This window comes from Luteimonas sp. AC640a (assembly GCF_979256585.1).
In genome coordinates this window covers 706877-731884 of sequence record NZ_CEEDOV010000010.1, presented here as the reverse complement: position 1 = coordinate 731884, position 25008 = coordinate 706877, and the positions used below count along the sequence as shown (strand labels likewise).

Below are 25008 nucleotides of genomic sequence, written 5' to 3'. Positions count from 1 at the left end.
GATTTCCATGCGCATCCCGCGCCACGCCCCGCGACCGCCCCCGCGCGTCGCCGCGGGATGCGCATGGAAATCCCGCCGAATCAATCGTCTAGCGCCCGGATCGCCACCCCCAAGCGGCTCCAGGCCGGCCATGCCGGCTGGGGTTGGCTGTGGTCCTGGCTGCCCGGCGATGCCCGCCGCCGCAGTGCCCCGGCATCGATCGAAGACCGGTTTTCGGGAGACAAAATCCCATGAAAGGGACAATCAGGGCGCCTCTGGTGATTGTGGGCGCCACCGGGATGGTCGGAACGCGCGTGGTTGCGCAGGCCTTGGCCGCCGGGCGCCGCACGATCGCGGTCGCCAATGACGCCGAAGCGCTGGACCAGCTGCAGGCCAAACACGGTGCCGGACTGACCACGCTGTTCGCGGATATCCGCAGCGACGGTGACGCGGCCGATCTCGCCATGCGCCTGCGTGCACTGCCCGGCCCGGCGCCGGGTGCGGTGATCGCGGCGATCCGCGGCGCCGCCGGCAGCCAGCGTGTGCTCGATGCACCTGCCGACTTCCTGCGTCGCCGTCTCGACGAAGACCTGCTGCCACATCTCGCCATCGCGCGGCATCTGCTGCCGCTGCTCGCCACCCAGCCGCGCGCCGGTTATGTGCTGGTGGGCGGCCCGGGCGCGGACCAGCCGTGGTCCGGCTACGGCCATCACTCGATCGGCGCGTCCGCGCTGCGGATGCTCGCGCGGGTGCTGCACGAAGAAGCCCGCACGCTGCCGGTGCGCGTGCAGATGCTCGCCGTTGATTCGCCGGTGCGCTGCGATGCCAACGCCGCCCATGCGCGTGCGCAGTGGCCGGATGTCGATGCGATCGCCGACCACGCGCTGCGTCTGGTCGATGGCGCCGCGAATGCCGACGTCGCCCTCGTGCGCTTCCCGATCGGTGCGGCCGTGCGCCCGCCCGGCCTGTCCGACGACCTCGACGTCGGCCCCTGCGCACCCACCCATTCCCACCAGACCGATGCCAGCGCCTTGCTGCGTCGCCTCGCCACCGCCGCCTCCCCCCAGGAATCACGCTCATGATCCGCTCCCACCTCACACCGCGCGCGTGGCGCGCCCTCTCCGCGACTGGTCTCGCCGTGGCCGTCGCACTCGTCATCGCCGGCTGCGACACCCAGGCCCAGGAACAGAACCAGCCGCCACCGCCGGATGTCGGCGTCGCCGCCGTCCTGTCGGAACAGGTGCAGGACTGGAACGACGCTACCGGACGCATCGCCGCGATCGAAAGCGTCGAACTGCGACCGCGCGTCAGCGGTTACGTGCAGCGTGTGGCGTACGCCGAAGGCGATGAAGTGAAGCAGGGCGACCTGCTGTTCGTCATCGACCCGCGTCCGTATCGCGCCGCGCTGCAGCGCGCGGAAGCCGAACTCGCCCGCGCCCGCGCCGATGCCCAGCTGGCGACCACGCGTCACGCACGCGCACAGTCGCTGATCGATGCCAGCGCGATCTCGCGCGACGATTTCGAAGCCCGCAGCGCCGGTCGCGCCGAAGCCGAAGCCGCGGTGCGCGGCGCCCAGGCGGCGGTCGACACCGCGCGACTCGATCTGGCATTCACCGAAGTGCGTGCCCCGGTCGCCGGTCGCGCCGGTCGCGCGATGCTGACCACCGGCAATCTCGCCCAGGCCGATGCGTCGATGCTGACCACCGTGGTCTCGCAGGATCCGGTGCACGTCTACTTCGAAACCGACGAACGCACCTATCTGCGCCACCAGGCGATGTCGCGTGCCGGGACACGCACCAATGCCGACAACGCGGTGCGCGTGGGTCTGGCCGACGAGACCGGCTATCCGCACGTCGGCACCGTCGACTTCCTCGACAACCAGATCGATCCCACGACGGGCACCGTGCGCGCTCGCGCCGTACTGCCGAATCCGGATCGCCGCTTCACCCCGGGCCTGTTCGCCCGCGTGCAGTTGGAAGGCGCGGCCGCGCGGCCGGCGATCCTGATCGACGACAAGGCTGTGATCACCGACCAGGACCGCAAGTTCGTCTACGTCGTCGGCGAGGACAACACCGCGCAGCGTCGCGACATCGTGCCCGGCCGCGTCGTCGAGGGCCTGCGCGTCGTCGAATCGGGCCTCGCCGCCGGCGACAGGGTGATCGTCAACGGCGTGCAGAAGGTGTTCATGCCGGGCATGCCGGTCGCGCCGAAGGCGATTGCGATGCGTGGTGGCCAGCCGATCGAGGCGGTCGCGAAGCACTGACGCGCGCTGCTTGAGCCCCTCTCCCCTCGGGAGAGGGGTTGGGGTGAGGGCTGCCGGTCGCACCGGGATTGCCCCGCCCTCATCCGGCCCTCCGGGCCACCTTCTACCCCGAGGGCACGTTGTCCCCAAGGGAGAAGGGTTCGCTGTTTCGATTTTTCTCCAAACGGCCCCTGCGCCGCCCACAAGGATTTCCCCGTGGACTTCTCCCGCTTCTTCATCGACCGGCCGATCTTCGCCGCGGTGCTGTCGATCCTGATCTTCGCCGGTGGCCTGATCGCCATCCCGCTGCTGCCGATCGGCGAATACCCGGAGGTCGTGCCGCCTTCGGTGGTCGTGCGCACCGTGTATCCCGGTGCCAACCCGAAGGTGATCGCCGAAACCGTGGCGACGCCGCTCGAGGAAGCCATCAACGGTGTCGAGGACATGATGTACGTCAAGTCCGTCGCCGGCTCCGACGGCGTGCTGCAGCTCACCGTGACCTTCAAGCCCGGCACCGATGCCGACGAAGCGGCGGTGCGCGTGCAGAACCGCGTGGCCCAGGCGCTGGCGCGATTGCCCGAGGATGTCCGACGGCAAGGCGTGACCACGCAGAAGCAGTCGCCGGTGTTCCTGATGGTCGTGCATCTGACCTCGGAAGACGGCCGCTACGACTCGCTTTACCTGCGCAACTACATGCGGCTTCACGTCAAGGACGAGATGGCCAAGATCACCGGCGTCGGCGATGCGCAGCTGTTCGGTGGTGGCGATTACGCGATGCGCTTGTGGCTCGATCCCGACAAGATCGCCGCACGCGGCATGACCGCGAGCGATGTGGTGCGCGCGGTGCGCGAGCAGAACGTGCAGGTGTCCGCCGGCCAGCTCGGCGCCGAGCCGATGCCCAACGGCAGCGATTTCCTGCTGCCGATCAACGCGAAGGGTCGGCTGGAGAGCGTCCAGGAATTCGGCGACATCGTGCTGAAGTCCGGCGCCGATGGTGAGCTGGTGCGTCTGGCCGATGTCGCGCGTATCGAACTCGCTGCCGGCGACTACACGCTGCGTGCGCGCCTCGACGGCAAGAACGCGGCCGCGATCGGCATCTTCCAGGCACCTGGCGCGAACGCGCTCGACATCCGCGACGGTGTGGTCGCGAAGATGGACGAGCTGCGCCCGCAGCTGCCGCCGGGCGTGGAGATCCAGTCGATCTACGACACCACGATCTTCGTGCGCGATTCGATCAAGTCGGTCGTGGTCACGCTGATCGAAGCCACGCTGCTGGTGGTGCTGGTGGTGATCCTGTTCCTGCAGACCTGGCGCGCGTCGATCATTCCGCTGCTCGCGGTGCCGGTGTCGATCGTCGGCACGTTCGCGGTGCTGTATCTGCTCGGCTATTCGATCAACACGCTGACCCTGTTCGGGCTGGTGCTCGCGATCGGCATCGTGGTCGATGACGCGATCGTCGTGGTGGAAAACGTCGAGCGGCATATCGAACTCGGCGCCACGCCGCTCGAGGCCGCGCATCTGGCGATGAAGGAAGTCTCCGGCCCGATCATCGCGATCGCGCTGGTGCTGTGTGCGGTGTTCGTGCCGATGGCGTTCCTGACCGGTGTGACCGGCCAGTTCTACAAGCAGTTCGCGGTGACCATCGCGATCTCGACGGTGATCTCGGCGATCAATTCGCTGACCCTGTCGCCGGCGCTCGCCGCGAAGCTGCTGCGCGCGCACGACGCACCGAAGGATCGCGCGACGCGCATCATCGATCGCCTGTTCGGCTGGCTGTTCCGTCCGTTCAACCGTTTCTTCAACCGCAGTTCGGAGCGTTACGAGAGCGCGGTGTCGCGTTCGCTGGGCCGTCGCGGTGCGGTGTTCCTGGTCTACGCGGTGCTGCTGGTCGGCGCGGGCGTGATGTTCAAGGTGGTGCCGGCCGGCTTTATTCCGGTGCAGGACAAGCTGTACGTGATCGCCGGCGTGAAGATGCCCGAGGGCGCGTCGATCGAGCGCACCGACGTGGTGCTGAAGAAGATGGCCGCGCTCGCCAATGAAGTGGACGGCGTCGCCAGCGAGATCGCGTTCCCGGGCCTCAACCCGCTGCAGTTCACCAATACGCCCAACAACGGCGTGATCTTCTTCACTCTCGATCCCTTCAGCGAGCGCTCGCGCACCGCCGAAGAGATCACCGCAGAACTCAACCAGAAGTTCTCGACGATCCAGGAAGGCTTCACCTTCGCCTTCATGCCGCCGCCGATCCAGGGCCTCGGCAACGGTTCGGGCTGGTCGCTGTTCGTCGAGGACCGCACGCGTCTGGGCTACGGCGAACTGCAGGCGGCCGTGCAGGCGTTCCAGGGCGCGGCGATGCAAACGCCGGGTCTCGGTTATCCGATCAGCAGCTACCAGGCCAACGTGCCGCAGCTCGATGCCGACGTAGACCGCGTCAAGGCGAAGGCGCAGGGCGTACCGCTGACGGAACTGTTCGACACGCTGCAGACCTATCTGGGTTCGGCCTACGTCAACGACTTCAACATGTTCGGTCGCACCTGGCAGGTCATCGCCCAGGCCGACGGCCAGTTCCGCGACGAGGTGACCGACATCGCCAACCTGCGCACGCGCAATGCAGCGGGCGAGATGGTGCCGGTGGGTTCGATGGTCAACGTGCGCCAGACCTACGGCCCCGATCCGGTGATCCGCTTCAACGGCTATCCCGCCGCTGATCTGCTGGGCGATGCCGACCCGCGCGTGCTGTCTTCGGGTGAGGCCATGGCCAAGGTCACCGAGCTTGCTGGACAGGTGCTGCCGGCCGGTATGGGCATCGGCTGGAGCGACCTGAGCTACCAGCAGTCGAACCAGAGCGGTGCGGCGATGGTGGTGTTCCCGCTCGCGGTGCTGCTGGCATTCCTCGTGCTCGCGGCGTTGTATGAGAGCTGGTCGCTGCCGCTGGCGGTGATCCTGATCGTGCCGATGACGCTGCTGTCCGCCCTGTTCGGCGTGTGGCTGGCAGGCGGCGACAACAACGTGTTCGTGCAGGTGGGGCTGGTCGTGTTGATGGGCCTGGCATGCAAGAACGCGATCCTGATCGTCGAGTTCGCCCGCGAACTGGAAATGCAGGGCAAGGGCATCGTCGAATCCGCGCTGGAAGCCAGCCGTCTGCGTCTGCGTCCGATCGTCATGACGTCGGTCGCCTTCATCGCCGGCACCGTGCCGCTGGTGCTGTCGACGGGTGCAGGTGCGGAAGTCCGCTCGATCACCGGCGTCACCGTGTTCGCCGGCATGTTGGGCGTGACCCTCTTCGGCCTGTTTCTGACGCCGGTGTTCTACGTCGCATTGCGCAAGCTCGCCAATACCCCGGTGGTGTCGCACAAGCCGGTGCCGCATGACGCACCGGTCGGCAGCACGCACGCATGAGCCACGTCGCACACATTTCCTTCTTCGAGCCAGGCCGCGCCCCCGCGCGCGGCCGCGGCCCGCATCCCCCCACCAGGAGTCATCCATGAACACTTCGTCCCGCATCGCCCTCGTCACCGGTGCCACCCGCGGCATCGGTCTGGAAACCGTGCGTCAGCTCGCCGAAGCCGGTGTGCACACGCTGCTGGCCGGTCGCAATCGCGAGCGCGCCGTCGAAGCCGCATTGAAGCTGCAGGCCGACGGCCTGCCGGTCGAAGCCATTGCGCTCGACGTCACCGATGCCGCCAGCATCGCCGCGGCGGCGAAGACCATCGAAGACCGTCACGGGCGGCTCGACATCCTGGTCAACAACGCCGGCATCATTGCCGACGATCCGCAGCTCGGCACCGCCGGCCAGTCGATCGACACCTGGCGCACGACGTTCGAGACCAACGTGTTCGGCCTGATCGCGACCACGCAGGCGCTGCTGCCGCTGCTGCACAAGTCGGCAGCCGGTCGCATCGTCAACGTGTCCAGCCTGCTCGGCTCGATCAGCGAGCACCAGAACCCCGAGTCCTTCATTTACGACTTCAAGGGCGTGCCGGCCTACAACGTGTCCAAGAGCGCAGTGAACGCGTGGACCGTGCACCTAGCGCACGTGCTCAAGGACGCCGGCATCAAGGTCAACACGATCCATCCGGGCTACGTGCGCACCGACATGAACAAGTCGGGCGACGAACAGAACGGCGAACTCGAAGTCGCCGATGGCGCGCGCACCAGCGTGCGTCTCGCGCTGATCGACGATGCTGGCCCGACCGGCGGCTACTTCTATCTCGATGAGGTGCTGCCGTGGTGATGCGCCCACTGATCACGGTGCTGGCGGCAGCGCTGCTCGCCGCCTGCGCCGTCGGCCCCGAACACGTGCGGCCGTCGATGGCGGTGCCGCAGACCTTCGAAGGCACTGCCGCGCCGGATGCGACCACGGCGACCGCGAGCCCCGCGACCGCCACCGCCGCGCCGTTAGTGGCCGACACCGCGTTCTGGCAGGCGTTCGGCGATCCGCAGTTGAACGCGCTGGTCGACGACACGCTGCTCGCGAACCACGACCTGCGCATCGCGCTTGCCCGCTATGACCGCGCGAACGCATTGCTGCGCGGTACGCGTTTCGACCAGCTGCCGACGATCGATGCCAGCGGAACCGCCAGCAGCAATCATGCGAGTGCCGACCAGGCGCCCGGCGTGCCGCGTGATGCACGCGACACCGACAGCTTCGACGTCGGCGTCGGCGCGAGCTGGGAACTCGACCTGTTCGGCCGCGTGCGGCGCAGCGTCGAGGCCGGACGTGCCGATGTGGCCGCGAGCGCGGATGATCTGCGCGCGTTGCAGGTTGCGATCGTCGGCGAAGTGGCGACGGCCTATCTCGATCTGCGCGGCCTGCAGGAACGCTTGCGTGTGGCGACCGAGAACGCCGGCAACCAGCAGCACACGCTGGCGCTGGTCGACGCACGTCGCAATGCCGGACAGGACAGCGATTTCGATAGCGCGCGTGCGTCAGCGCAAGCCGCGTCGACGGCAGCACGCATCCCGATGCTGGAAGCCGAGATCGCCGTCGCGACGCATCGTATCGCCGTGCTGACCGGGCGCACGCCCGATGCATTGCGTGCGCAGCTGACCGTCGCGCGCGCATTGCCTGCGGTGCCGCGCGCGATCGATCCCGGCACGCCGGCCGACGTGCTGCGTCTGCGTCCCGACGTCTCCGCGGCCGAGCATCGCCTGCACTCGGCGACCGCGCGCGTTGGCGTCGCGACGGCGGATCTGTTCCCGCGGCTCACGCTGGGCGGCCTGATCGGCAGCCAGGCTGGTGACATCGACGCGCTGTTCGGCCGCGACAGCGAAACGCGACTGGTCGCGCTCGGCATTGACTGGTCGTTCCTCGACATCGGCCGCGTGCGTGCACGCATCGCCGCAGCCGACGCCGACGCCTCGATGGAACTCGCGCGTTACCAGCAGACCGTGCTGCGCGCGCTCGAAGACACCGGCAATGCATTGGTGCGCTTCGACCGCGCCCACGACGCCGACGTCGAACTCGAACGCGCCGCCCGCGACAGCGCCCGCGCCGCCCAACTCGCCCGCCTGCGTTTCGACGCCGGCGGCACCAGCCTGCTGGAAGTCCTCGACGCCGAGCGCACGCAGCTGCAGGCAGAGGACGCCTTCGCTTCGGGCCGCACGCGCACTGCGACGGATGCGGTCGCGCTCTATCGCGCGCTTGCGGGAGGCTGGCCGCAGACCTTGCCGGCGCGGGAGACGGCGGGGGTGCGCTGAGGGCCATCGCCTCAGATCATTGATCGGGGCTGCTACTGCTCGGAGCCCGTCATCCCGGCGGCTTCTAACGGACGAATGTCTGGTCAAGCCGGGATCCAGTGCCTCCCACTCGCTACGCATGCGCCCTCTAAGCCAGATTCGGGCGGTGGCTTGATTGGGTAAGTCGCGATTCGTGAAGCACCAAAGACACTGGATCCCGGCTTTCGCCGGGATGACAGATGGATAAGCAAAATTGCTCTGCTGAGATCGGTTGTCTCTGATGAGGGTCAGATCTCTCGCATGCGCAAACCCGAATCGATCAGAGCGCAGGTCCGTCCAACTCATGCGCCGGTGCCAAGACATGCGGGCCACCGCGTCCAGCGACATCGCGCGACTGCCGCTCCAGCGCTTCGAATCCCTGCTGTAGCCACGCCTGTCCGGCATCACTCGCCAGCTGCTCGCGCAAGCGTTCGGAGATTGCATGCCCATCCTCGCGCGCGGCAGATGACAGCAGATCACTCGCGAACGCGGAGGTCTCCAGACCTGCATCGCGCACCGGCACACTGCCCTGCACCGGGCCGATTCCGACACGCTGCCACTCCAGCGCCGCGGCCATCGCCTCGTTGCGCGGCATCGCGTCGCGGCAATCGATCTGGCACAGCGACGGCGGGGCCAACAAATCTCGCATGCCACGCCCGCCCGCCTTGTCGAAGACCGAAGTGCCGTAGATGGAGAGATGCTCTTCGGACCTATGGACCACGTATCGATCTGGATCGTCGGGAAGCGCGCGCTTTTCCAGCGGCGGCGGCCGGATCATGCTGTTGAGGTAGTCGATCCCGAGATTCCCCGCAAGAATTCCGAGCCCATCACGCCGATAGCCGCCACCGATGTCGCTGTGCGCGCCCGCAACGCCGACGTTGAGGAAGCGGCCATCCGACGTGGTTCCGAAATCGGTGATCCATGTGCCCTGGAACAGATTGCGCCGCTCGCTCATCGCCGTGATCTGGAACGCGGACACGACGGACTCCGCGAGGCGCCGGTCATTCTGCCGCGGTGCGCCGGTGCCGACCGGATCGAACAACGCCGCGGCCTGGATCACGGTACCGGGTTCGCGCAGCGGCGGATTGGGATACGACACCTGGCCAACGATCAGGCCATCCACATTGCGTTTGACGACTGCGTCTGTCGGATCTTGGACGCCGCGTTCTTCCACGAGTCGGGTAAACCCGGCCGCCTGTTCCGCTCCACGGCTGAAGCCGGTGGCCAGGATGCGAATGTCGGAGTCTGGATTCTCGATCAGCCATTTCTGGGCTTGGATGGCGAACTGAAGATACATGTCTTCGATACGCGCTTCGTAGCTGCCGCCATACGCGGCATCGATCATGCCGCTGACGCCACCCTGCGTACCTGGCCCCGCAACGTAGCCGGCATGGATTGGCACATAGCCGAGTCGGTCTTCTGCTGCCCGCGCGTAGCTGCGAATCTGCTCATCGACAAGCGCGACATTGGTGAACTTTGCCGGATCGCGCTTGCTGTTTCCGGTGCCGTCGAAGGACGCAACGAACAGGCGTTGCTCAGGCTTCTCCTCATCCAGCAGGAATGGTGCAGTAAAACGCTCGAGTGCGCGTTCGGCCTGCTCGAAACTCACGAGCTGCGCGGCTGTCGCGGCATCCGCCCGCACCCCATCGGGATGTCGATTCCCGCCCATGCTCCACCTCCATGTGGATCCGGATCAGTACGTTCTGCTCCACGCCAGCACGAGGTCGCTTCGTGAGTTGCTGTAGCGATTGCCGGGAATACGTGGCGCCTTCAACGAGATGAATGCCTTCATGTAGACATTGATCGTGCGGTCGTTGATTTCCATGATGACGTCAGGGTTCACCATCGGCGTGTACTCGGACATCTCTTCGCGTGGGGTTTCGTGGACGACCAGTTCATTCTTGAAGATCTCACCGATATCGACGTCAGCCTCCAGCGGCGTGCCGTCGCGGCTCTTCCACTTCACCACGGCGGGCGGTGGGAAGTTCCGGATCATGAGGTGGTTCGCGGTCTTGGCCTTTAGCGAGTTGGGGTGCACGTCTTCGAGCGCGGGACGCGGTCCGCTCGTGTGCGGACGGTCCGCGTAAACCACCAGACACTCCTGCACCGCGTAGGTTGCGATCCCGAAGTTGTGGCGCATGAACCTGAGTGGCCAGTCGGCCACGATGCGGGGGTCCGCATTGGCCGGGGGCACTGCGTTGGAGTCCTGTGTTGCCGCCATGCCCTGGCATCCTGTCGTTGTGAGTGCAGTGGCGATGATCGCGGCCGCGATCCGCTGCGCTGGCCTGCCATATCGATGCGGCTGCCCGATCCTGTGGGCCATCGTCGTGCTCCTGCCGTTGAACGGTTCCGCCGTGCGTCCCGGCACTTGCTCGATCTGTCCGGCGGGTTCGAACGGACGCGGGCGGAGATGCACAGGATGGCGCAAGCCGATGCTGCATGGAATCGGGGCATGCCGGGTCGCTGTGTGGGGGTTGGCGGGCAGGCAGTTCATGAGCGCATCGACATGCGGTCAGGCGATGAGGTGTCCCTCAAGCCAAAGCCCCCTCACCCCAACCCCTCTCCCGGGGGGAGAGGGGCTATCAGACGCCGCGCGCGGTCCGGAATCACGATGTGCACGCTTCGAGCCCCTCTCCCTCCAGGAGAGGGGTTGGGGTGAGGGCGGACACGCTCTGGAACACAACGAACTTGCAAGCCTGACCGGGCGCAATGCGGCTCATCGTCCACAGCATAAGAGCGCGTCTTATAGCTGTTGTGTCGCACACGCAAAGCGGCACGGCAGCTACAGACAGGTCGCGCGCGTCACGCGTCATGCGCTCGGAACGTTTGCCCCCACCCAACCCTCCCCCGCGTGCGGGGGAGGGCTCAAGACTTAAGGCCGCAGCTGGAGGGCTGCATGCGCTTCGGCAGCCCGGTTCAACCGCCCAACAGCACCCGGTTCATCCGCTGCACGAACGCAGCGGGATCCGGCAGCGGCGCGCCCGCGGCGATCTCGGCCTGCTCCAGCAGCAGTGTCGAAAGATCGGTCGCCTTCGCATCATCCGCTTCGCTTTCGATCCGCTGCAGCAGCGCGTGCTGCGGGTTGATCTCGAGCGTCGGCTTGCTCTCCGGCACGTCCTGGCCGGCTTCGCGCAGCAGGCGGGCGAGGTGCGGGGCCATTTCGTAGTCGGCCAGCGCCAGGCACGACGGCGAATCGGTCAGACGCGCGGACACGCGCACATCGCCGACGCGCTCGCCCAGCAGGGTCTTGATGCGCTCGACCAGTGGCGCGGCAGCAGTGGTGGCTTCGGCCTGCTTCGCCTTGTCGGCCTCGTCGAGCGGCAGTTCGCCCTTGGCGACGTTCTTCATCGACTTGCCGGCGTACTCGTGCAGGCTGCCGAGCATCCATTCGTCAATGCGGTCGAACATCAGCAGCACTTCGATGTCCTTCGCGCGGAAGGCTTCGAGCTGCGGGCTGCCGGCAGCGGCCTTGTGGCCATCGGCGGTGATGTACCAGATGGTGTCCTGGCCGACCGGCATGCGGCCGATGTAATCGTCCAGCGATACGGTCTGCGAGGCGCCCTCGCCCTTGGTCGATGCGAAGCGGAGGAGCTTCGCGATGCGCTCGCGGTTGGTCGCGTCCTCGACGATGCCTTCCTTCAGCGTGTTGCCGAAGGCCTTGTAGAACGCGGTGAACTTCTCGGGTTCGTCGCGGGCCAGCTTCTCGATCAGATCGAGCACGCGCTTCACGCACGCGCCCTTGATGCGGTCGAGCTGGCGGTTGTGCTGCAGCAGTTCGCGGCTGACGTTGAGCGGCAGATCGTCGGCATCGACAACGCCGCGCACAAAGCGCAGGTAGTTGGGCAGCAGTTCCTCGGCGGCGTCCATGACGAACACTCGCTTGATGTAGAGCTTCAAACCCTTGCGTTCGTCGCGCCCGCCCATCATCAGATCGAACGGCGGCTGCGACGGCAGATACAGCAGCGTGGTGAAGCTCTGGCTGCCTTCGACGCGGTTGTGGGTCCATGCGGCCGCGTCGTTGAAATCGTGGCCCAGCGCCTTGTAGAAGCCCTGGTATTCCTCGTCGCTGATCTCCGACTTGGGTCGGGTCCACAGCGCGGACGCGTCGTTGGCGGTTTCCCACTCCGGCGCGGCGTCGGCCTTGGCCGCGTCTTCGCCCTCGGCCGGCATCGGCGCGTCCTTGGGCATGCGGATCGGGAACGCGACGTGGTCGGAGTATTTGGTGACCAGCGACCGCAGCTTCCAGCCGTCGAGGAATTCGTCCTCGTCGGCCTTGAGATGCAGGATCACCGTGGTGCCGCGCTCGGGCAGGGTGACGGTCTCCAGCGAATACTCGCCGCGGCCGTCGCTTTCCCACTTCACGCCGGCCTCGGGCGCCGCGCCCGCGTGGCGGGTCAGCACGGTCACGCGGTCGGCGACCACGAAGGCCGAGTAGAAGCCCACGCCGAACTGGCCGATCAGGCGCGCGTCGGCCTTCTGCTCACCGCTCATCGCTTCGAGAAAGCGACGCGTACCGGAGCTGGCAATGGTGCCGATGTTGGCGACCACGTCGTCGCGATCCATGCCGATGCCCGTGTCGCGGATCGTCACCGTGCGCGCCGCCTTGTCCCAGCTGACATCGATGTGCAGCTCGCCGTCGCCGGCCAGCAGGTCGGGGCTGGCGATCGACTCGAATCGCAGCTTGTCGCAGGCGTCGGAGGCGTTGGAGATCAGCTCGCGCAGGAAGATCTCCTTGTGCGAGTAGAGCGAGTGCGTGACCAGATGCAGGACCTGGGCGACTTCGGCTTCGAACTTGCGGGTTTCGGCGGGTGCGGTCATTGCGTGCGGCGTCCGTGTGGAGGTGGTGCGAGCGGTCGATATTGGTGTGGATGGTGAGGAATCAAGGCGCGATGGACCGGCCGGGTGATGACGCCCGGCCAGCGTTCGAGACGCTGTCCACAGCGCTTCGTCGACATCCGAATCGAAGCGGCGTTAGACATCCGTCCAGTGCAGAGCGGTCGCGTGCGTCCAGCGGCGCGGGCTGGGCTGCCGCCATCGGCTCGCCATTGGAGAAGTGGCGCCGGCCTGGCACGCGGGACGGCCCGCGGTTCCGTCAGTCGCGCCTCAAGGATCGGATGTTCGTGTCGCCTCTGGAAGATATCGATCTGGTGCGTGGCAGCCGCGTTGTCCAGTGGCGTTAATTGCGTGCCGCCTTGGGACGCAGCCGCGTCTTACGAAGGAATCTGAATAGCGATTTCCTGCTTCCCCAGGAGATGAATAGCCCTGTGCGCTAAATCCGCGTTGAATATTCAGAGAGATAAACCCCGTTAATAGCGCTTCGTCACGGGAGCAGCACGTTAACCAAATATTAACTGCGCGTAGTCGCTCCAGATTAGATGGGCGCGATCCCTGCAACCGCCATCCATGCAAGTTGACGCCTGAGGATCTTCCGATGCACACGATCAACCGTGGTTTCGGGGTGCGACGCACCCGTCTCAGCCTTGCTGTTCCCGCCGCGCTCTGCGCGCTCGCGCTGCCGATCGCAGCGTCGGCCCAGAGCAGTACTGGACAACCGACGACGCTCGACCGCATCACGGTGACCGGTTCCAACATCCCGCGGACCGATACCGAAACCGCGTCGCCGGTGCAGGTGATCTCGCGCGAGCAGATCGACCGCACCGGCAAGACCACGGTCGGCGAGTATCTGCAGAGCCTGTCGGTCGATGGCGCCGGCTCGGTGCCCAAGAGTTTCGGCAATGGCTTCGCTGGCGGCGGCTCGGCGATCTCGCTGCGCGGCCTGGGCGCGGGGTCCACGCTGGTGCTGCTCAACGGGCGGCGCATGGCACCGTTTGGACTCGCCGATGACGGACAGAAGGTCTTCACTGACCTCAGCACGATTCCGCTGGACGCGGTCGCGCGCATCGAGATCCTCAAGGATGGTGCGTCGTCGATCTACGGCTCCGATGCGATCGCCGGCGTGGTCAACGTGATCCTGCGCGACGATTTCGAAGGCGCGATCGCCAGCGTGTCCTACGGCTGGTCCGGCGATGGCGGCGGCGATCAGCCCAAGGCCTCGCTGACCGCGGGCACCGGCAGCATGAGCGAAGACGGCTACAACGCGTTCTTCAGCATCGAGGCGGCCAAGACTGACGCGATCCGCGTGCGCGACCGGCGCGATCGCAAGTGGATCGGCACCGGCGACCTGCGCCCCTACGGCTATGCGATCGGCACCAATCTGCCCGGTCGTATCACCGGCGGCGGCACCGGTGCGGGTGGTGGCCCCAGCGGCGCGATCGAGAATCCGAACACCGGCCTGTTCGAATCGCTGCCGGGGTGCGCGGGGCTGTCGAACGTGACGCCGCAGGATCCGGCAGGCGGCTGCCTGTGGGATGTCGCGCAGTTCCGTGATCTCTCGCCTGAAGAGGAATACGTGAACTTCTTCTCGCGCGCGGCGTTCGCGGTGGGCGATACCGGCGAGCTGTACATGGAACTCAGCGCGGCGAACAAGAAGACGACGTTCCAGAACACGCCCTCGGGCGTCTCTGGTGCCTGGGGGTTCCCCGGTGGTCCGGTCAACGCCAGTGATCCCGGCCCCGGCGCCACCGTGCTCGGCCCGGACCATCCGGACAATCCGTATCCGGGCACCGCGAACCGGCTGCGTTACACCGCGTTCGATGTCGGCCCGCGCGTGACCTACAACGACAGCCGGTTCGTCCGCCTGCTGCTGGGCTTCAAGGGCACGGCCGGTGCGTGGGACTACGACGTCGGTTACCTGCATTCGGGCACCGATCTGACCAACGAGCGCACCGGCTTCCTGCAGTACAGCCACGTCAAGACCGCACTGGAAGATCCGAACAGCCCCGTCAGTTACTGGCGTATCGGCGACAACGGCGGCCAAAACTCGCAGGCGCTGTACGACTACATCTCGCCGCGCATCAGCGCGACCGGCCGCACGCGGCTCGACATCTTCGATGCCAAGGTCACACGCCCGTTGATGGATCTGCGAGGCGGCGCGCTCGGGCTCGCGCTCGGCGCCGAGTACCGGCGCCAGTCCGTGCTGCTCACGCCGCAGACGTTCACCGACCAGGGCGACATCATCGGTCTAGGCTATTCGGCCTACGGCGGCGTGGAGAAGGTCACCAGCGCCTACGCCGAACTGCAGGCACCGGTGCTCGAAAGTCTGGAGCTGACCGGCGCGCTGCGCGTCGACAAGTATGACGGTGGCGATACCGCGACGACGCCCAAGGTCGGCGTGAAGTGGTCACCGACGGACCGGATCGCAGTGCGCGGCACGTATGCGGAAGGGTTCCGTGCCCCGAACCCGGCAGAAGCGGGTACCGGCGGCCTCGCGGCTTTCAGCACAGCAGTTGATCCCGTGCGTTGCGCCGCACCAGGCAACGAACCACAGGATTGCGATGCCGCCCCGATCGCGCTGATCACCTCGCCCAATCCCGACCTCAAGCCCGAGGAGTCGAAGAGCACAACGGTGGGCTTCGTGCTGTCGCCATGGACCGGCGGTTCCCTCGCGTTCGATGCGTTCCGTATCCGCCGCACCGACGAGATCTTCGGTGGCAGTGCGGACGCAGCGATCGCGGCCGGCGGCGACAACGTCGTGCGCGGCACCAACGAGATTCCCGGCACGCCGGGCAGCGGCTCGATTCTCGCGGTGCTAGTGGGTTACGAGAACGCGTCGTCGACCACCGTTGAAGGCTTCGACGTCGATATGGAGCAACGCTTCGACCTCGGTGCGGGCAATCTGCGGCTGGATCTGCAGTTCACCCACATCAGTGCGTTCGAGCGCGAGGATCTCGACGGCACCGTCTACGAGTTCGCCGGCACCCACGGCAACTGCGATGTGACCAACTGCATCGGCACGCCGAAGAACAAGGCGAACTTCGGCGCGACATGGGAGATGGATGCGTTTTCGATCAGCAGCGTCGTGAACTGGCGCGACAGCATCCGCAATGTCACCGAGGCCGGCGACACCGAATGCGCCAACGGGTTCGCCAATGGCGACGACGCACCCAGCGGTTGCGAGCTCGCCTCGTTCTACACCGTCGACCTGTCGGCGCGCTGGATGCCCACCGCTCACTGGGAACTGTTCGGCTCGGTCAACAACGTCACCGACCGCATCGCGCCGCTCGACCCGCTGACCTACGGTGCGATCAACTACAACCCGATGGATTTCAGTGGTGCGATCGGGCGTTATTTCACGGTCGGCGCGAAGTTCAAGTTCGACTGAGTGTCATGTGAGACACCACAACGCCCCGGTAGTGCCGGGGCGTTGTGGTGAAGAGCGTTATGCGGAAGGCATGCCGGGATACACGCGATTTTCAGGGCGTTCCCAGATAGCGTCTCAAAGCGCACACACGCCGGACCGACATCCGATGCCTATGCAAGCGCGCGATGGGACATCCATCGCAAAAACAGATCACGCCGCGCTGCGCAGAGCACCGCGCAGGTTCGACCTCAGTTCCCGCGCGTCCCGAGATGCGACGTATCGACCTCGCGCGGCGGCGGCGCGGATTCGCCGCTCGCCATCGCCTCGAACACGCCGTCACGGCGCACCCAGGCGTGGAACAGCGCAGCGGCGAGATGCATCAGCACCGTGGCGAACAGCAGCATCGCCAGCCAGGTGTGCGCGGTGCGCAGCAGACTGTAGACCGCCGGGTCGTGCGGGGCGATCGGCGGCAGTGCGAATCCCGACCACAGGGTCACCGGATTGCCGGCCGCCGACACCATCGCCCAGCCGATCAGCGGCATCGCGAACAGCAGCGTGTACAGCGCCCAGTGCGAGGCGTGCGCGGCGAACACCTGCCAGCGCGGCAGGTCGGCGGGCAGCGGCGGCGGGGTGTGGAACAGGCGGTTGACCAGGCGCACGACGGCGAGCAGCAGGATCGCGATGCCGAGCGGACGATGCAGGTCCACCAGCGTCGGCCGCAGCGTCATCGAAGCGACCATGCCGACACCGACGAACAGCATCGCCAGCACCATCAGCGACATGCTCCAGTGCAGCACTCGGGCGAGGCCGTTGAAGTGGCGGGGCGCGTGCGTGCTCATGGTGCTTCCTCCTTCGTGGGCCGCTCGCCGGTCGTGGCCGGTGCGCCGCTGCCGGTGGCGATCTCGCGCTCGCGGCGGTCGAACGACTGCGCGTACACCGCTGCGCGCGCGGCGAGGATCGGATCGTCGGAGACCGCGACACCCGGCGGCAGGAAGGTCGGGTCGAAGTTCAGGTCGCGGCAGGCGCCGGTGGCTTGCGGTGATGCGCTTTCGATGACGACAGTGCCGAGCACGACCTGCTCGCGATCGTCCGGCCATGCGATCGACGGATCGGCGGTGTCGTCCTCCGGTCCTGCGACCGTCGCGACCATGTCCCAGCGCAGCGGGCCGGATGCCAGACGCGTTTGCAATTCCTGCTGCAGGTAGTCGTCATCGGCGGCCTCACGCTGCGCGGCCGACATCTCGACAAACGGCGCCTGCGGGCGCATCGCCCAACGCACCATGCGGCTGCCGCCGTTGGCATCGGTGAAACGGAATGCATGGATACCGTTGAATTGGGTGCTGGCGAAGCTGTCGGACCACGGCGCGGACTTGGCCCATGCGCCGAACTTCGCGCTTTCCGGATGTGCTTGCGCGAAGGCGGCCATACGCGCGGGATCGGGCTTGCCGGTGGCCGGGTCCGGCGCGCCGGCGACGGCCTGCGCGTGGAAGGCTTCGATCGAGGCGACGCCGAAGAACGGAAAGCTGTTCATCGCCATGCGCCATTCCTGGCCGTCGTCGCCCTTGAGCACCAGCGCCATGCTGCGCACGCGTGCCTGTGCGTCCAAGCCGTAGGGCGAGCCGCCGCCGATCGACATGCGGCCCAGCAGCGGCGTGCTGCCCGGTGCCAGGACCCGCGCTTTCGTCAGTGCCGCGGCCGCCTCGCTGCCTTCGAAATGGCCGACCACGCAGACGCCCTTCGCATGGGCCCGGCGGAATCCCGGGTAGGCCTCCGCCGATGTGCCTTCGATCGCATCGGTCATGCGCGCCGGCGTCAGCCGCTGCGGCGTCAGCCAGCCCGCGACCCACGCGAACAGCAAGGCCAGCGCAGCGACGATCGCGGCGATGGCCACGTAGGCACCCAGAGGGCGGGACGCCGGCGTGCGCGGCGGTGGTGCGGAAGGTGACATCGTGGCGTCCCGGAGGTGGCTGCGGCCGAGCATACGCGCGGCGGATGCGCACCGTGTGCAGGCCGCCAGCGACGTGCGCGGACTACAGCGGCCACACCAGCAGCAGCATCGGCATCGCCACTGCAATCACCACCACCTGCACCGGTAGTCCCAGCCGCCAGTAATCGCCGAAGCGGAAACCACCCGGGCCCAGGATCAGGGTGTTGTTCTGGTGGCCGATCGGGGTGAGGAACGCGCACGACGCGCCGACCGCCACCGCCATCAGGAACGGATCGGGACTGACGCCGAGCGTGGTCGCCGCGCCGATCGCGATCGGACACATCACGGCCGCAGTCGCCGCGTTGTTCATCAGGTCCGACAGGGTCATCGTCACCACCAGCACCAGGGCGAGGCCGACGATCGGATGGCCCTGCGCGACGGTGTCGAACAGGAAGCGTGCGATCAGGTCCGCGGTGCCGGTCGCTTCCATCGCGCCGGCCACCGGAATCAGCGCCGCCAGCAGCACGATCACCGGCCAGTCGATGGCGGTGTAGACCTCGCGCGGCGGCACGGTGCGCAGCACCATCGAGGCCAGCACGCCCAGCGCGAACGCGACCGCCGCCGGCACCAGACCGAACGCGGCAGCGGCCACCGACAGCGCGAGGATGGCCGAGGCGGTGAGCGCCTTGCGCCGGTCGGGCATGCGCAACTCGCGCTCGGCCAGCGGCACGCCGCCGAACTGCGCGACGAACGCGCTGATCGAATCCTGCGTGCCTTGCAGCAACAGCAGATCGCCGGCGCGGAATACGCGCGAACGCAGCCGCTTCATCGAGCGCTCGCCCTCGCGCGCGAACGCCAACAGGTTGATGCTGTACTGCGTGCGCAGCGACAGGTCGATCGCGGTGCGTCCGACCAGAGTCGAGCCCGGCAACACCGCGATCTCCTGCAGCACGATGTCGCTGTGCGGCGTGCGTGCTTCGTCCTTGTCTTTTTCGTCCTCGTCGTCGGCCGCATCGTCTGCGGGCTCGATGCCCGCAGCGTGCGTCCCGGTGCCGGCCTGTGCGTCGGTGCGCGTGGCGTGGTGCGCGGCGGTCTCGCGGTCAGGCGCGCCTGCCTCCGAAGTGGCCGGCGCGGTGTCGTCGCTGTCCGCGTCCGCTTCGTCGTCTTCGTCGTCGACGGCTTCCTCCAGCGCCAGGCCCAGGCTCGACAGCGCACCGGCGAGTGCGTCCGCCTCCGCTTCCAGCACCAGGATGTCGCCGGCCCGCACCCTGCGCGAGGGGTTGGGCGCATGCACGCGGAACTCGGCCTGCACCATGCCGACGATCTGCGCTTCGTGTTCGTCGAGGATCGTCTCGATCTCGCGCACGGTCTTGCCGACCGCCTTCGCGCCCTCGGGCACGCGCGCCTCGGTGAGATAGGCGCCGGTATCGAAGCCATCGACGCCCGCATTCTTGCGCGCCGGCACCAGCTTCCAGCCGCCGAGTGCGATCAGCACCACGCCGGCGACCGCCACCGCCACACCGACCGGCGAGAAGTCGAACATCGTGAACGCACCGGCATCGGTCTGCGCGCGGAAGCCCGAGACGATCAGATTCGGCGGCGTGCCGATCAGCGTGGTCATGCCGCCGAGGATCGAGCCGAACGCCAGCGGCATCAGCACCTGGCCCGGTGCCAGTGCCTGCTTGCGTGCGATCTGGATCGCCACCGGCATCAACAGCGCCAGCGCGCCGACGTTGTTCATGAAGGCCGACAGCAGCGCGGCCAGCGCAGTCAACGCGGCGATCGTCAGCATCGGCCCGGCCTTCGCGGGCAGCACCACGCGCGCCAGCGCATCCACCGCGCCGGAGGTCTGCAGCCCACGGCTCAACACCAGCACGCAGGCCACGGTGATGACGGCCGGATGGGCGAAGCCCGCGAACGCATCGCCACCGGGCACCAGCCCGACCAGCACGCACAGCAGCAGCGCCGCGCCGGCCACCATGTCGTGGCGCCAGCGGCTCCACAGGAACATGCCGACAGTCGCAGCCAGGATGGCGAGAATCAGGATCTGGTCAGTCTGCACGGTGGCACTGTGATGGAAAGGGCGTGCGGCAGACTAAAGCACGCCCGTATGCGGCAAGTGCAAGCGCGTGTGCACCATCGGATCTGTGCCGGTGCGGTGTGCCCGTATCGATGCGACGCGGGATGTGCTGCGCGCGTGCCAGCTATTGCGCGCAGCGCCCCCACACAGCGCGGTCCACGTGGCATGCCATGGCGTGCACCGCCGGGGTGAGGCTGGATGCACCAGCCTCACCGTCGCCCGCGTGATGCACGCGGACAGATCCGATCAGGGCTGGTAGCAATCGCCCGACGGATCGACCTCGATCTGGATCAGATCGCCACCTGCGCCGCCCCAGACATTGCCGCCGGTGAAGATCAGGCAGCCCTCGTCGCGGAACAACGCCTGCAGGCGCGTGGCGTCATTGCCGAAGTAGAACGGAATCCAGCGCTTGCCCGATTCATAGGTGTGGAAGCGGTCCGGCGTGCCGTCCATCAGGTCCTGCACATCCTGCATGCTCATGCCGATCTGCAGCTGCGCGAACTTGCTGCCCTCGGCGGGCGTGCCCACGATTTCGCCGGTGAACGAGCCATCCTGCGACGGCACTTCCCGCGTCTGTCCATCATTGGCCGCGACCATCCCCGACGCCGCGACCGACAGCGCCAGTACGGCGCTGATTCCCCAATTGCGCATTGCAATCCCCTTGCGTGCTGCGTCGCCGGAATGACGACGGCGGGGGAATGCTAGCAGGCGGCAACGCTCGCCGAGGATCCCGCCGGTGCGCGCTACGGCGTTGCGATGTAGATCCCGTGCGCGGCGTACAGCATGAAGAGCACCTTGTGCGCGAGCGTCGAGATCACCGCAGTCCTGCGCGATCGTGATCGCAGCAGCAGATAGCCGACATTGAGGACCAGCACGATCCATGTGGACACCAGAATCGCCAGCGCGCCACCCGACCAATGGAACACCGCACCGTAGCCAACGATGCCGATGACCGCGCCGACCGACGCAGATCGCAGCCAACGTGCAGCGAGTTCGATGCAACCCACCGTCCAGAACAGCCCCTCCAGAATGCCGATCGGGATTGCCACCGCCAGGAAAAGCCCGATCGGCACATCCGACAACCCGGCGTCGACCGGAGGCGGTGAGAGCAGCAGCAGGTCCGCCAGCTCCAGACCACCAAAGAGCAGAAGTGTGGTCATCAGCACGAACCGCCACACGGATCCGGTTGCTGCATCTCCCTCATCGAGCGCGCGTATTGCAGCGGGTGACGCCCCGGCGGCGAAGCGTTCCAGGCGTTCCAGCGTCAGACGTTGGTTGTGACGCAGGAAGCTGTCTTCGAGATCCTGTCCTGACAGGGACGCATCGGACTGCTCCGACAGCCAGTCCACGAACGGCAGGCGCCCAGCGAAGACCTGCCGCTCACTGGACGACTGCGGCCCGGCTGCACGCGTCGGTGGGTCACCATCATTGACGGCATCGTAGAGATAGAGGTCGCCGTCCTTCGCGAGACCCATCCCGCAGTAGTCGCGATGCGCGTAGACAAGCACGTCGCCCGTGTCGAGCCGGTCCGCAACGCGCGTAGCGAGCGTCGGTCCGACGCGCATGGTTACGCGCTGTCCCGTGCGTCGACCAGACTCCGCGCCGCCCCATTACTGCGTCCGATCTCCCCGATCGCCGTCAGATCCACGCCCTCGATGCACGCCAGATTGAACCCGTACTCGTTCGGCGCGCTGCGACGCTGGTGATGCGTGTAGATGCCGCAGACACTGCAGAACCAGTGTTTGGCGATCTTCGTGTTCCATTGATACAGCGTCAGCACGTCTGCACCGCGGGTCACCCGCAGGCGGTCCAGCGTCACGCCGGCCATCACCGCGCCCTTGCGGCTGCAGATCGAGCAGTTGCAGCGGCGGATGTTCTCGAAGCCGTCGATCAGATCGACCTCGAATTCGACGGCCTTGCAGTGACAGGTGCCGGTGACGGTGTGCATTGCATGGATCCTGGATGGCCTGCGTGGGCGCGAACTATGATCCCACGTGCCGTCGGTGGAAGACGCGCCGCGCTGCCCGTCGGGCGGACAGTGAAAAACGAATCCGCTTGCGACCTGTCAGGCTTGGCGAGTGCCCGTACGTCACCGTCAGCTTCCTCGCATTCGTGACGGGCAACATGATCCTCAATCATCTTTGAGGCGCGCCGCACGTCCCAGCGTTCATTCGCGCACCGCAGTCACCCAAGCTGCATCACCCCGCGTCGAGCAACGCGCGCAGCTTGAGTACCGTCGCCCAGTTGCGGGTCGTCAATGCGCGACCTGCCTTGCCCAACAACGCCGGCGCAACCTTGCTCTCCAGCAAGCCGGCCGGACATTCCAGATAGCCGGCGTCGCCGGTGACGACCAGCCGCTCCGGCAATACCGCCAGTGGCTGCAGATCGTCCAGCAGCCGCAACGTTTCCGGTGCCTGCGCGAAGATCACCAGACACCGCGAATGCGCCGACTCGGCCGGCGCCACTGGGCTCTCGCTGACGATGCGGTCCACCTCCGCTGCCGACTTGACGATCACCGGCGTCGACACGCCCATCTGCGTGGACAACGCATCGGCAATGGTCTGCGCGAACTTCGCCGTCGAACGCACCGGCGCAGTGACCACCGCATTGCCGCTGTTGAGCAACGTCCGCACCTGCGTGCAGCCCAGGGATTCGAGCAGTTGCTTGAACGCCGCCATCGACACGCGGTTGCCTTTGCCGACATTGACGCCACGGAGCAGAACGACGAAACGAGGCATGGCGATCATCCGGCATGTTGGGCGCACCGCGAGTGTGCAGCAACGCAAGGCACTCCCGGAGCGGAATCAGCGGTGTCGTAACGGAGCTGCGGGACGACATGCGAACGCGTGTATCTCCTGATCGCATCGATCAGCTGCCGCACGACGTGCCGCCTACGCGATTGCGGCCTCGCGTGATGTCGCACCGCCCGTGAGCGGCGCTGCTTCCGGACACAGTCTGTCGAAACGGCAGGCATTCAAGCCGAACCGGCCCGTGCCCTGGGTCAAAAGCTCGCGGGCTTACAGCGTCTGGGCGGAGCAGGACACCCGCTCGAACTGGAAATCCATGGCGCGTTGCGCACCGTTCCGCGTGCCTTCGATGCGTACCGACATGCCCGAGTCGTTCGCTCGTGAGTAGGTGATGCTCTGCGGAAAATCGTGCGCCGGATTCTCGAACGTTGCCGTGCCATCGGCAATCCGGGTGGCGACGAACGCGGTCTCCTTCTGCTGCGAAGGCGTGGCGGTGTAGATCACCTGATTCTGCCCGTCCACATGCAGGCGGAGGAACTCGTGCTCGACAGTCCTGCCGTCGCGGATCAGTCTGCCGACGCCCAGCATCGTGCCGCCGGCAAGTGGCTGCCAGTACTCTCCGGAGCCGGCGTCACCCTGCGGATTCGACCAGCAGCCCCCGATCCAGGCCAAGGGTTCCAGTGGGCCTGCACGTAGCGGCGAGGCGCAACCGAAGCACAGACCTGCCGCAAGAAGCACCGAGAGCTGACGCATGCGGACCTCCAAGACCAAAGTTTGAATCGACGGCGATGCACGCATGGCGATTCCCGTGTGGGTGGTGCCTCTGATACCGGCGATGACGTCGAGGTGCAAATGACGACGCCCACATCGCGCGTCACCGGCGGTCCGCCATGTCTGAAGCCGAACGTGCTACAGGCCCGGATCGATCGAGCCGTCAGAATTGGACGCGGGCACCTTGCGCGTAATCGTCTCCTGCAGACGGCCGATCGGAATGCCGAGCAGTCTGACCACGCCCACGTTGTCGATCGTGCGCCCGTCCGCAGACAGCACCAGTTCCTGATGCATGAACACCGGTCCCTTCACCCTGTAACGCAGCGACAGGCGCGATCCCGAGACCGTCGCCTCGACCGGCCCTGCCGCGTCGCTGAGCGTGGCCGCGTAGTGATTCCTGGCGGTGCGCGTCATGACCCAGAAGCGCGACTGCGGCGGCTCGCCGGCGAAGGTGATGGTCTGATCCAGACGGAACGTCCCGTCGCTCTGTTCGATGCCGTGGCTGGTGACGTGGAAGGCGCGCGGCTTGCGAAAGACGAATTTCAGCGTGCCGCGACCTTCGCTCTCACCCCCGAATCCAGCGCGTGGCGTGAACTCGACGGGCGCCTGCGCCGCGGCCAGCGAGCACGCCACGGTCGCCGCAGTAAGGAGTGCAAGGAACAACCATTTCAGTGCGCTTGCCATGCTCGACGCCTGCGTGGAACGGACACGTAGTGTGGCGGCAAACCGTGCGATGTAGATCGAGGGCTGCACGCGACAGCGCAGTCCACGCCCTGCTCAAAGCATCCAGCGAAATCAAGTGAACCTGACGCAGTGATCGCTCAAGAACGCACTGATGAAAAGTTGTGGGCGTGTATGACAAGGTGCAACGCAGCACGAGAAGCAGTCTGCCAGTGCTGCACCCCTGAGCGCCCTCGTCACTCCGACAGCGTGACGCGCAGTGGCCCAATCCTGCGGGCCACCAGGTTGTAGAACGAAGCGAGCGCTGCGGCCAAAGCCGTACCCGCGACCGCGCTGAGCAGCGGATACAACAAGAAGACGCCTGCCGATGGCATTCCGTCGAAGCTGAGACTGATCGGCCCGTTCAACGAAAGGGCGGTGACATGTCCCGGCGCGAGCCACGCGCTCACAGCTGCAGTGACCGACGCAAATACGCCGAGTCCGAAGAACAGGACCGCGGCGACCGGAAGCACGCTTCTGATCGATATACGGGTGATTGCTTTTGACACGTGCGGCCTCTCCCTGAACGCTTTGCCTGTGAAGCGCATTTGAGCATCTTGCCGGGCTCGAAGGCGGCGCTCAACGCGCAGAAGCGACCGTCCGGTTGCATGAAGTGCTATGGGCACA

General features: G+C 66.7%; 20 protein-coding genes. 7 read left to right on the top strand and 13 right to left on the bottom strand.

The window, feature by feature from the left end; genetic code table 11:
• The 6 genes from ACZ9YD_RS12350 to ACZ9YD_RS12325 all read left to right on the top strand — a co-directional run.
• Positions 1–234 (top strand): hypothetical protein (locus ACZ9YD_RS12350; protein ID WP_465075510.1); only part of this gene is annotated, 234 nt, incomplete at its 5' end.
• A 44-nt stretch (positions 235–278) separates the two neighbouring features.
• The gene (locus tag ACZ9YD_RS12345; RefSeq protein ID WP_465075509.1) at positions 279–1061 is read left to right on the top strand and encodes an SDR family oxidoreductase; all 783 of its coding nucleotides are present in this window, start codon (positions 279–281) and stop codon (positions 1059–1061) included.
• Positions 1058–2242, top strand: a complete 1185-nt coding sequence (locus tag ACZ9YD_RS12340; RefSeq protein WP_465075508.1) for an efflux RND transporter periplasmic adaptor subunit — start codon at positions 1058–1060, stop codon at positions 2240–2242. Before ACZ9YD_RS12345 ends, ACZ9YD_RS12340 begins: the two co-directional genes overlap by 4 nt.
• Before the next feature lie 195 nt (positions 2243–2437).
• On the top strand, positions 2438–5617 hold the full coding sequence (locus tag ACZ9YD_RS12335) for an efflux RND transporter permease subunit (RefSeq protein ID WP_465075507.1): 3180 nt from the start codon (positions 2438–2440) through the stop codon (positions 5615–5617).
• 85 nt (positions 5618–5702) lie between these two features.
• Positions 5703–6452 (top strand): SDR family oxidoreductase, encoded by a 750-nt coding sequence (locus tag ACZ9YD_RS12330; RefSeq protein WP_465075506.1) that lies wholly within the window; start codon positions 5703–5705, stop codon positions 6450–6452.
• Positions 6452–7918 (top strand): efflux transporter outer membrane subunit, encoded by a 1467-nt coding sequence (locus ACZ9YD_RS12325; protein ID WP_465075504.1) that lies wholly within the window; start codon positions 6452–6454, stop codon positions 7916–7918. The genes ACZ9YD_RS12330 and ACZ9YD_RS12325 overlap by 1 nt, the downstream gene beginning before the upstream one ends.
• Positions 7919–8216: 298 nt before the next feature.
• Here ACZ9YD_RS12325 and ACZ9YD_RS12320 read toward each other — a convergent pair whose 3' ends face one another.
• The 3 genes from ACZ9YD_RS12320 to htpG all read right to left on the bottom strand — a co-directional run bounded on the left by ACZ9YD_RS12320 (position 8217) and on the right by htpG (position 12754).
• Positions 8217–9605 carry a phospholipase effector Tle1 domain-containing protein gene (locus tag ACZ9YD_RS12320; protein WP_465075503.1) on the bottom strand — a complete coding sequence of 463 codons (1389 nt, stop codon included), beginning with the start codon at positions 9603–9605 and terminating at the stop codon, positions 8217–8219.
• Between the two features lie 24 nt (positions 9606–9629).
• Positions 9630–10430, bottom strand: a complete 801-nt coding sequence (locus tag ACZ9YD_RS12315) for a hypothetical protein (RefSeq protein WP_465075501.1) — start codon at positions 10428–10430, stop codon at positions 9630–9632.
• 422 nt (positions 10431–10852) lie between these two features.
• Entirely contained in the window at positions 10853–12754 is a 1902-nt protein-coding gene (gene htpG, locus ACZ9YD_RS12310) for a molecular chaperone HtpG (RefSeq protein ID WP_465075499.1), read from the bottom strand.
• Between the two features lie 613 nt (positions 12755–13367).
• Here htpG and ACZ9YD_RS12305 point away from each other — a divergent pair.
• Positions 13368–16157, top strand: coding sequence for a TonB-dependent receptor (locus ACZ9YD_RS12305; RefSeq protein WP_465075497.1), 2790 nt, complete (start codon positions 13368–13370; stop codon positions 16155–16157).
• Positions 16158–16384: 227 nt separating this feature from the next.
• Here ACZ9YD_RS12305 and ACZ9YD_RS12300 read toward each other — a convergent pair whose 3' ends face one another.
• The 10 genes from ACZ9YD_RS12300 to ACZ9YD_RS12255 form a co-directional block, all read right to left on the bottom strand.
• Positions 16385–16975 carry a cytochrome b gene (locus tag ACZ9YD_RS12300; protein ID WP_465075496.1) on the bottom strand — a complete coding sequence of 197 codons (591 nt, stop codon included), beginning with the start codon at positions 16973–16975 and terminating at the stop codon, positions 16385–16387.
• On the bottom strand, positions 16972–18084 hold the full coding sequence (locus tag ACZ9YD_RS12295; RefSeq protein ID WP_465075495.1) for a catalase family peroxidase: 1113 nt from the start codon (positions 18082–18084) through the stop codon (positions 16972–16974). The genes ACZ9YD_RS12300 and ACZ9YD_RS12295 overlap by 4 nt, the downstream gene beginning before the upstream one ends.
• Before the next feature lie 82 nt (positions 18085–18166).
• Positions 18167–20125: an SLC13 family permease gene (locus ACZ9YD_RS12290; protein ID WP_465075494.1), complete on the bottom strand. Its 1959-nt coding sequence runs from the start codon at positions 20123–20125 to the stop codon at positions 18167–18169.
• A gap of 264 nt (positions 20126–20389) precedes the next feature.
• On the bottom strand, positions 20390–20794 hold the full coding sequence (locus ACZ9YD_RS12285) for a hypothetical protein (protein WP_465075493.1): 405 nt from the start codon (positions 20792–20794) through the stop codon (positions 20390–20392).
• A gap of 92 nt (positions 20795–20886) precedes the next feature.
• Positions 20887–21708 carry a hypothetical protein gene (locus tag ACZ9YD_RS12280; RefSeq protein WP_465075492.1) on the bottom strand — a complete coding sequence of 274 codons (822 nt, stop codon included), beginning with the start codon at positions 21706–21708 and terminating at the stop codon, positions 20887–20889.
• 2 nt (positions 21709–21710) lie between these two features.
• Positions 21711–22091, bottom strand: coding sequence for a GFA family protein (locus ACZ9YD_RS12275; protein WP_465075491.1), 381 nt, complete (start codon positions 22089–22091; stop codon positions 21711–21713).
• Between the two features lie 250 nt (positions 22092–22341).
• A complete protein-coding gene (locus tag ACZ9YD_RS12270; RefSeq protein WP_465075490.1) occupies positions 22342–22881 on the bottom strand; it encodes a DUF1697 domain-containing protein in 540 nt (179 codons plus the stop codon).
• 279 nt (positions 22882–23160) lie between these two features.
• Positions 23161–23688 carry a DUF6265 family protein gene (locus ACZ9YD_RS12265; RefSeq protein ID WP_465075489.1) on the bottom strand — a complete coding sequence of 176 codons (528 nt, stop codon included), beginning with the start codon at positions 23686–23688 and terminating at the stop codon, positions 23161–23163.
• A gap of 111 nt (positions 23689–23799) precedes the next feature.
• Entirely contained in the window at positions 23800–24345 is a 546-nt protein-coding gene (locus ACZ9YD_RS12260) for a DUF3833 family protein (RefSeq protein WP_465075488.1), read from the bottom strand.
• 233 nt (positions 24346–24578) lie between these two features.
• On the bottom strand, positions 24579–24890 hold the full coding sequence (locus ACZ9YD_RS12255; RefSeq protein ID WP_465075487.1) for a hypothetical protein: 312 nt from the start codon (positions 24888–24890) through the stop codon (positions 24579–24581).
• Positions 24891–25008: the final 118 nt, after the last annotated feature.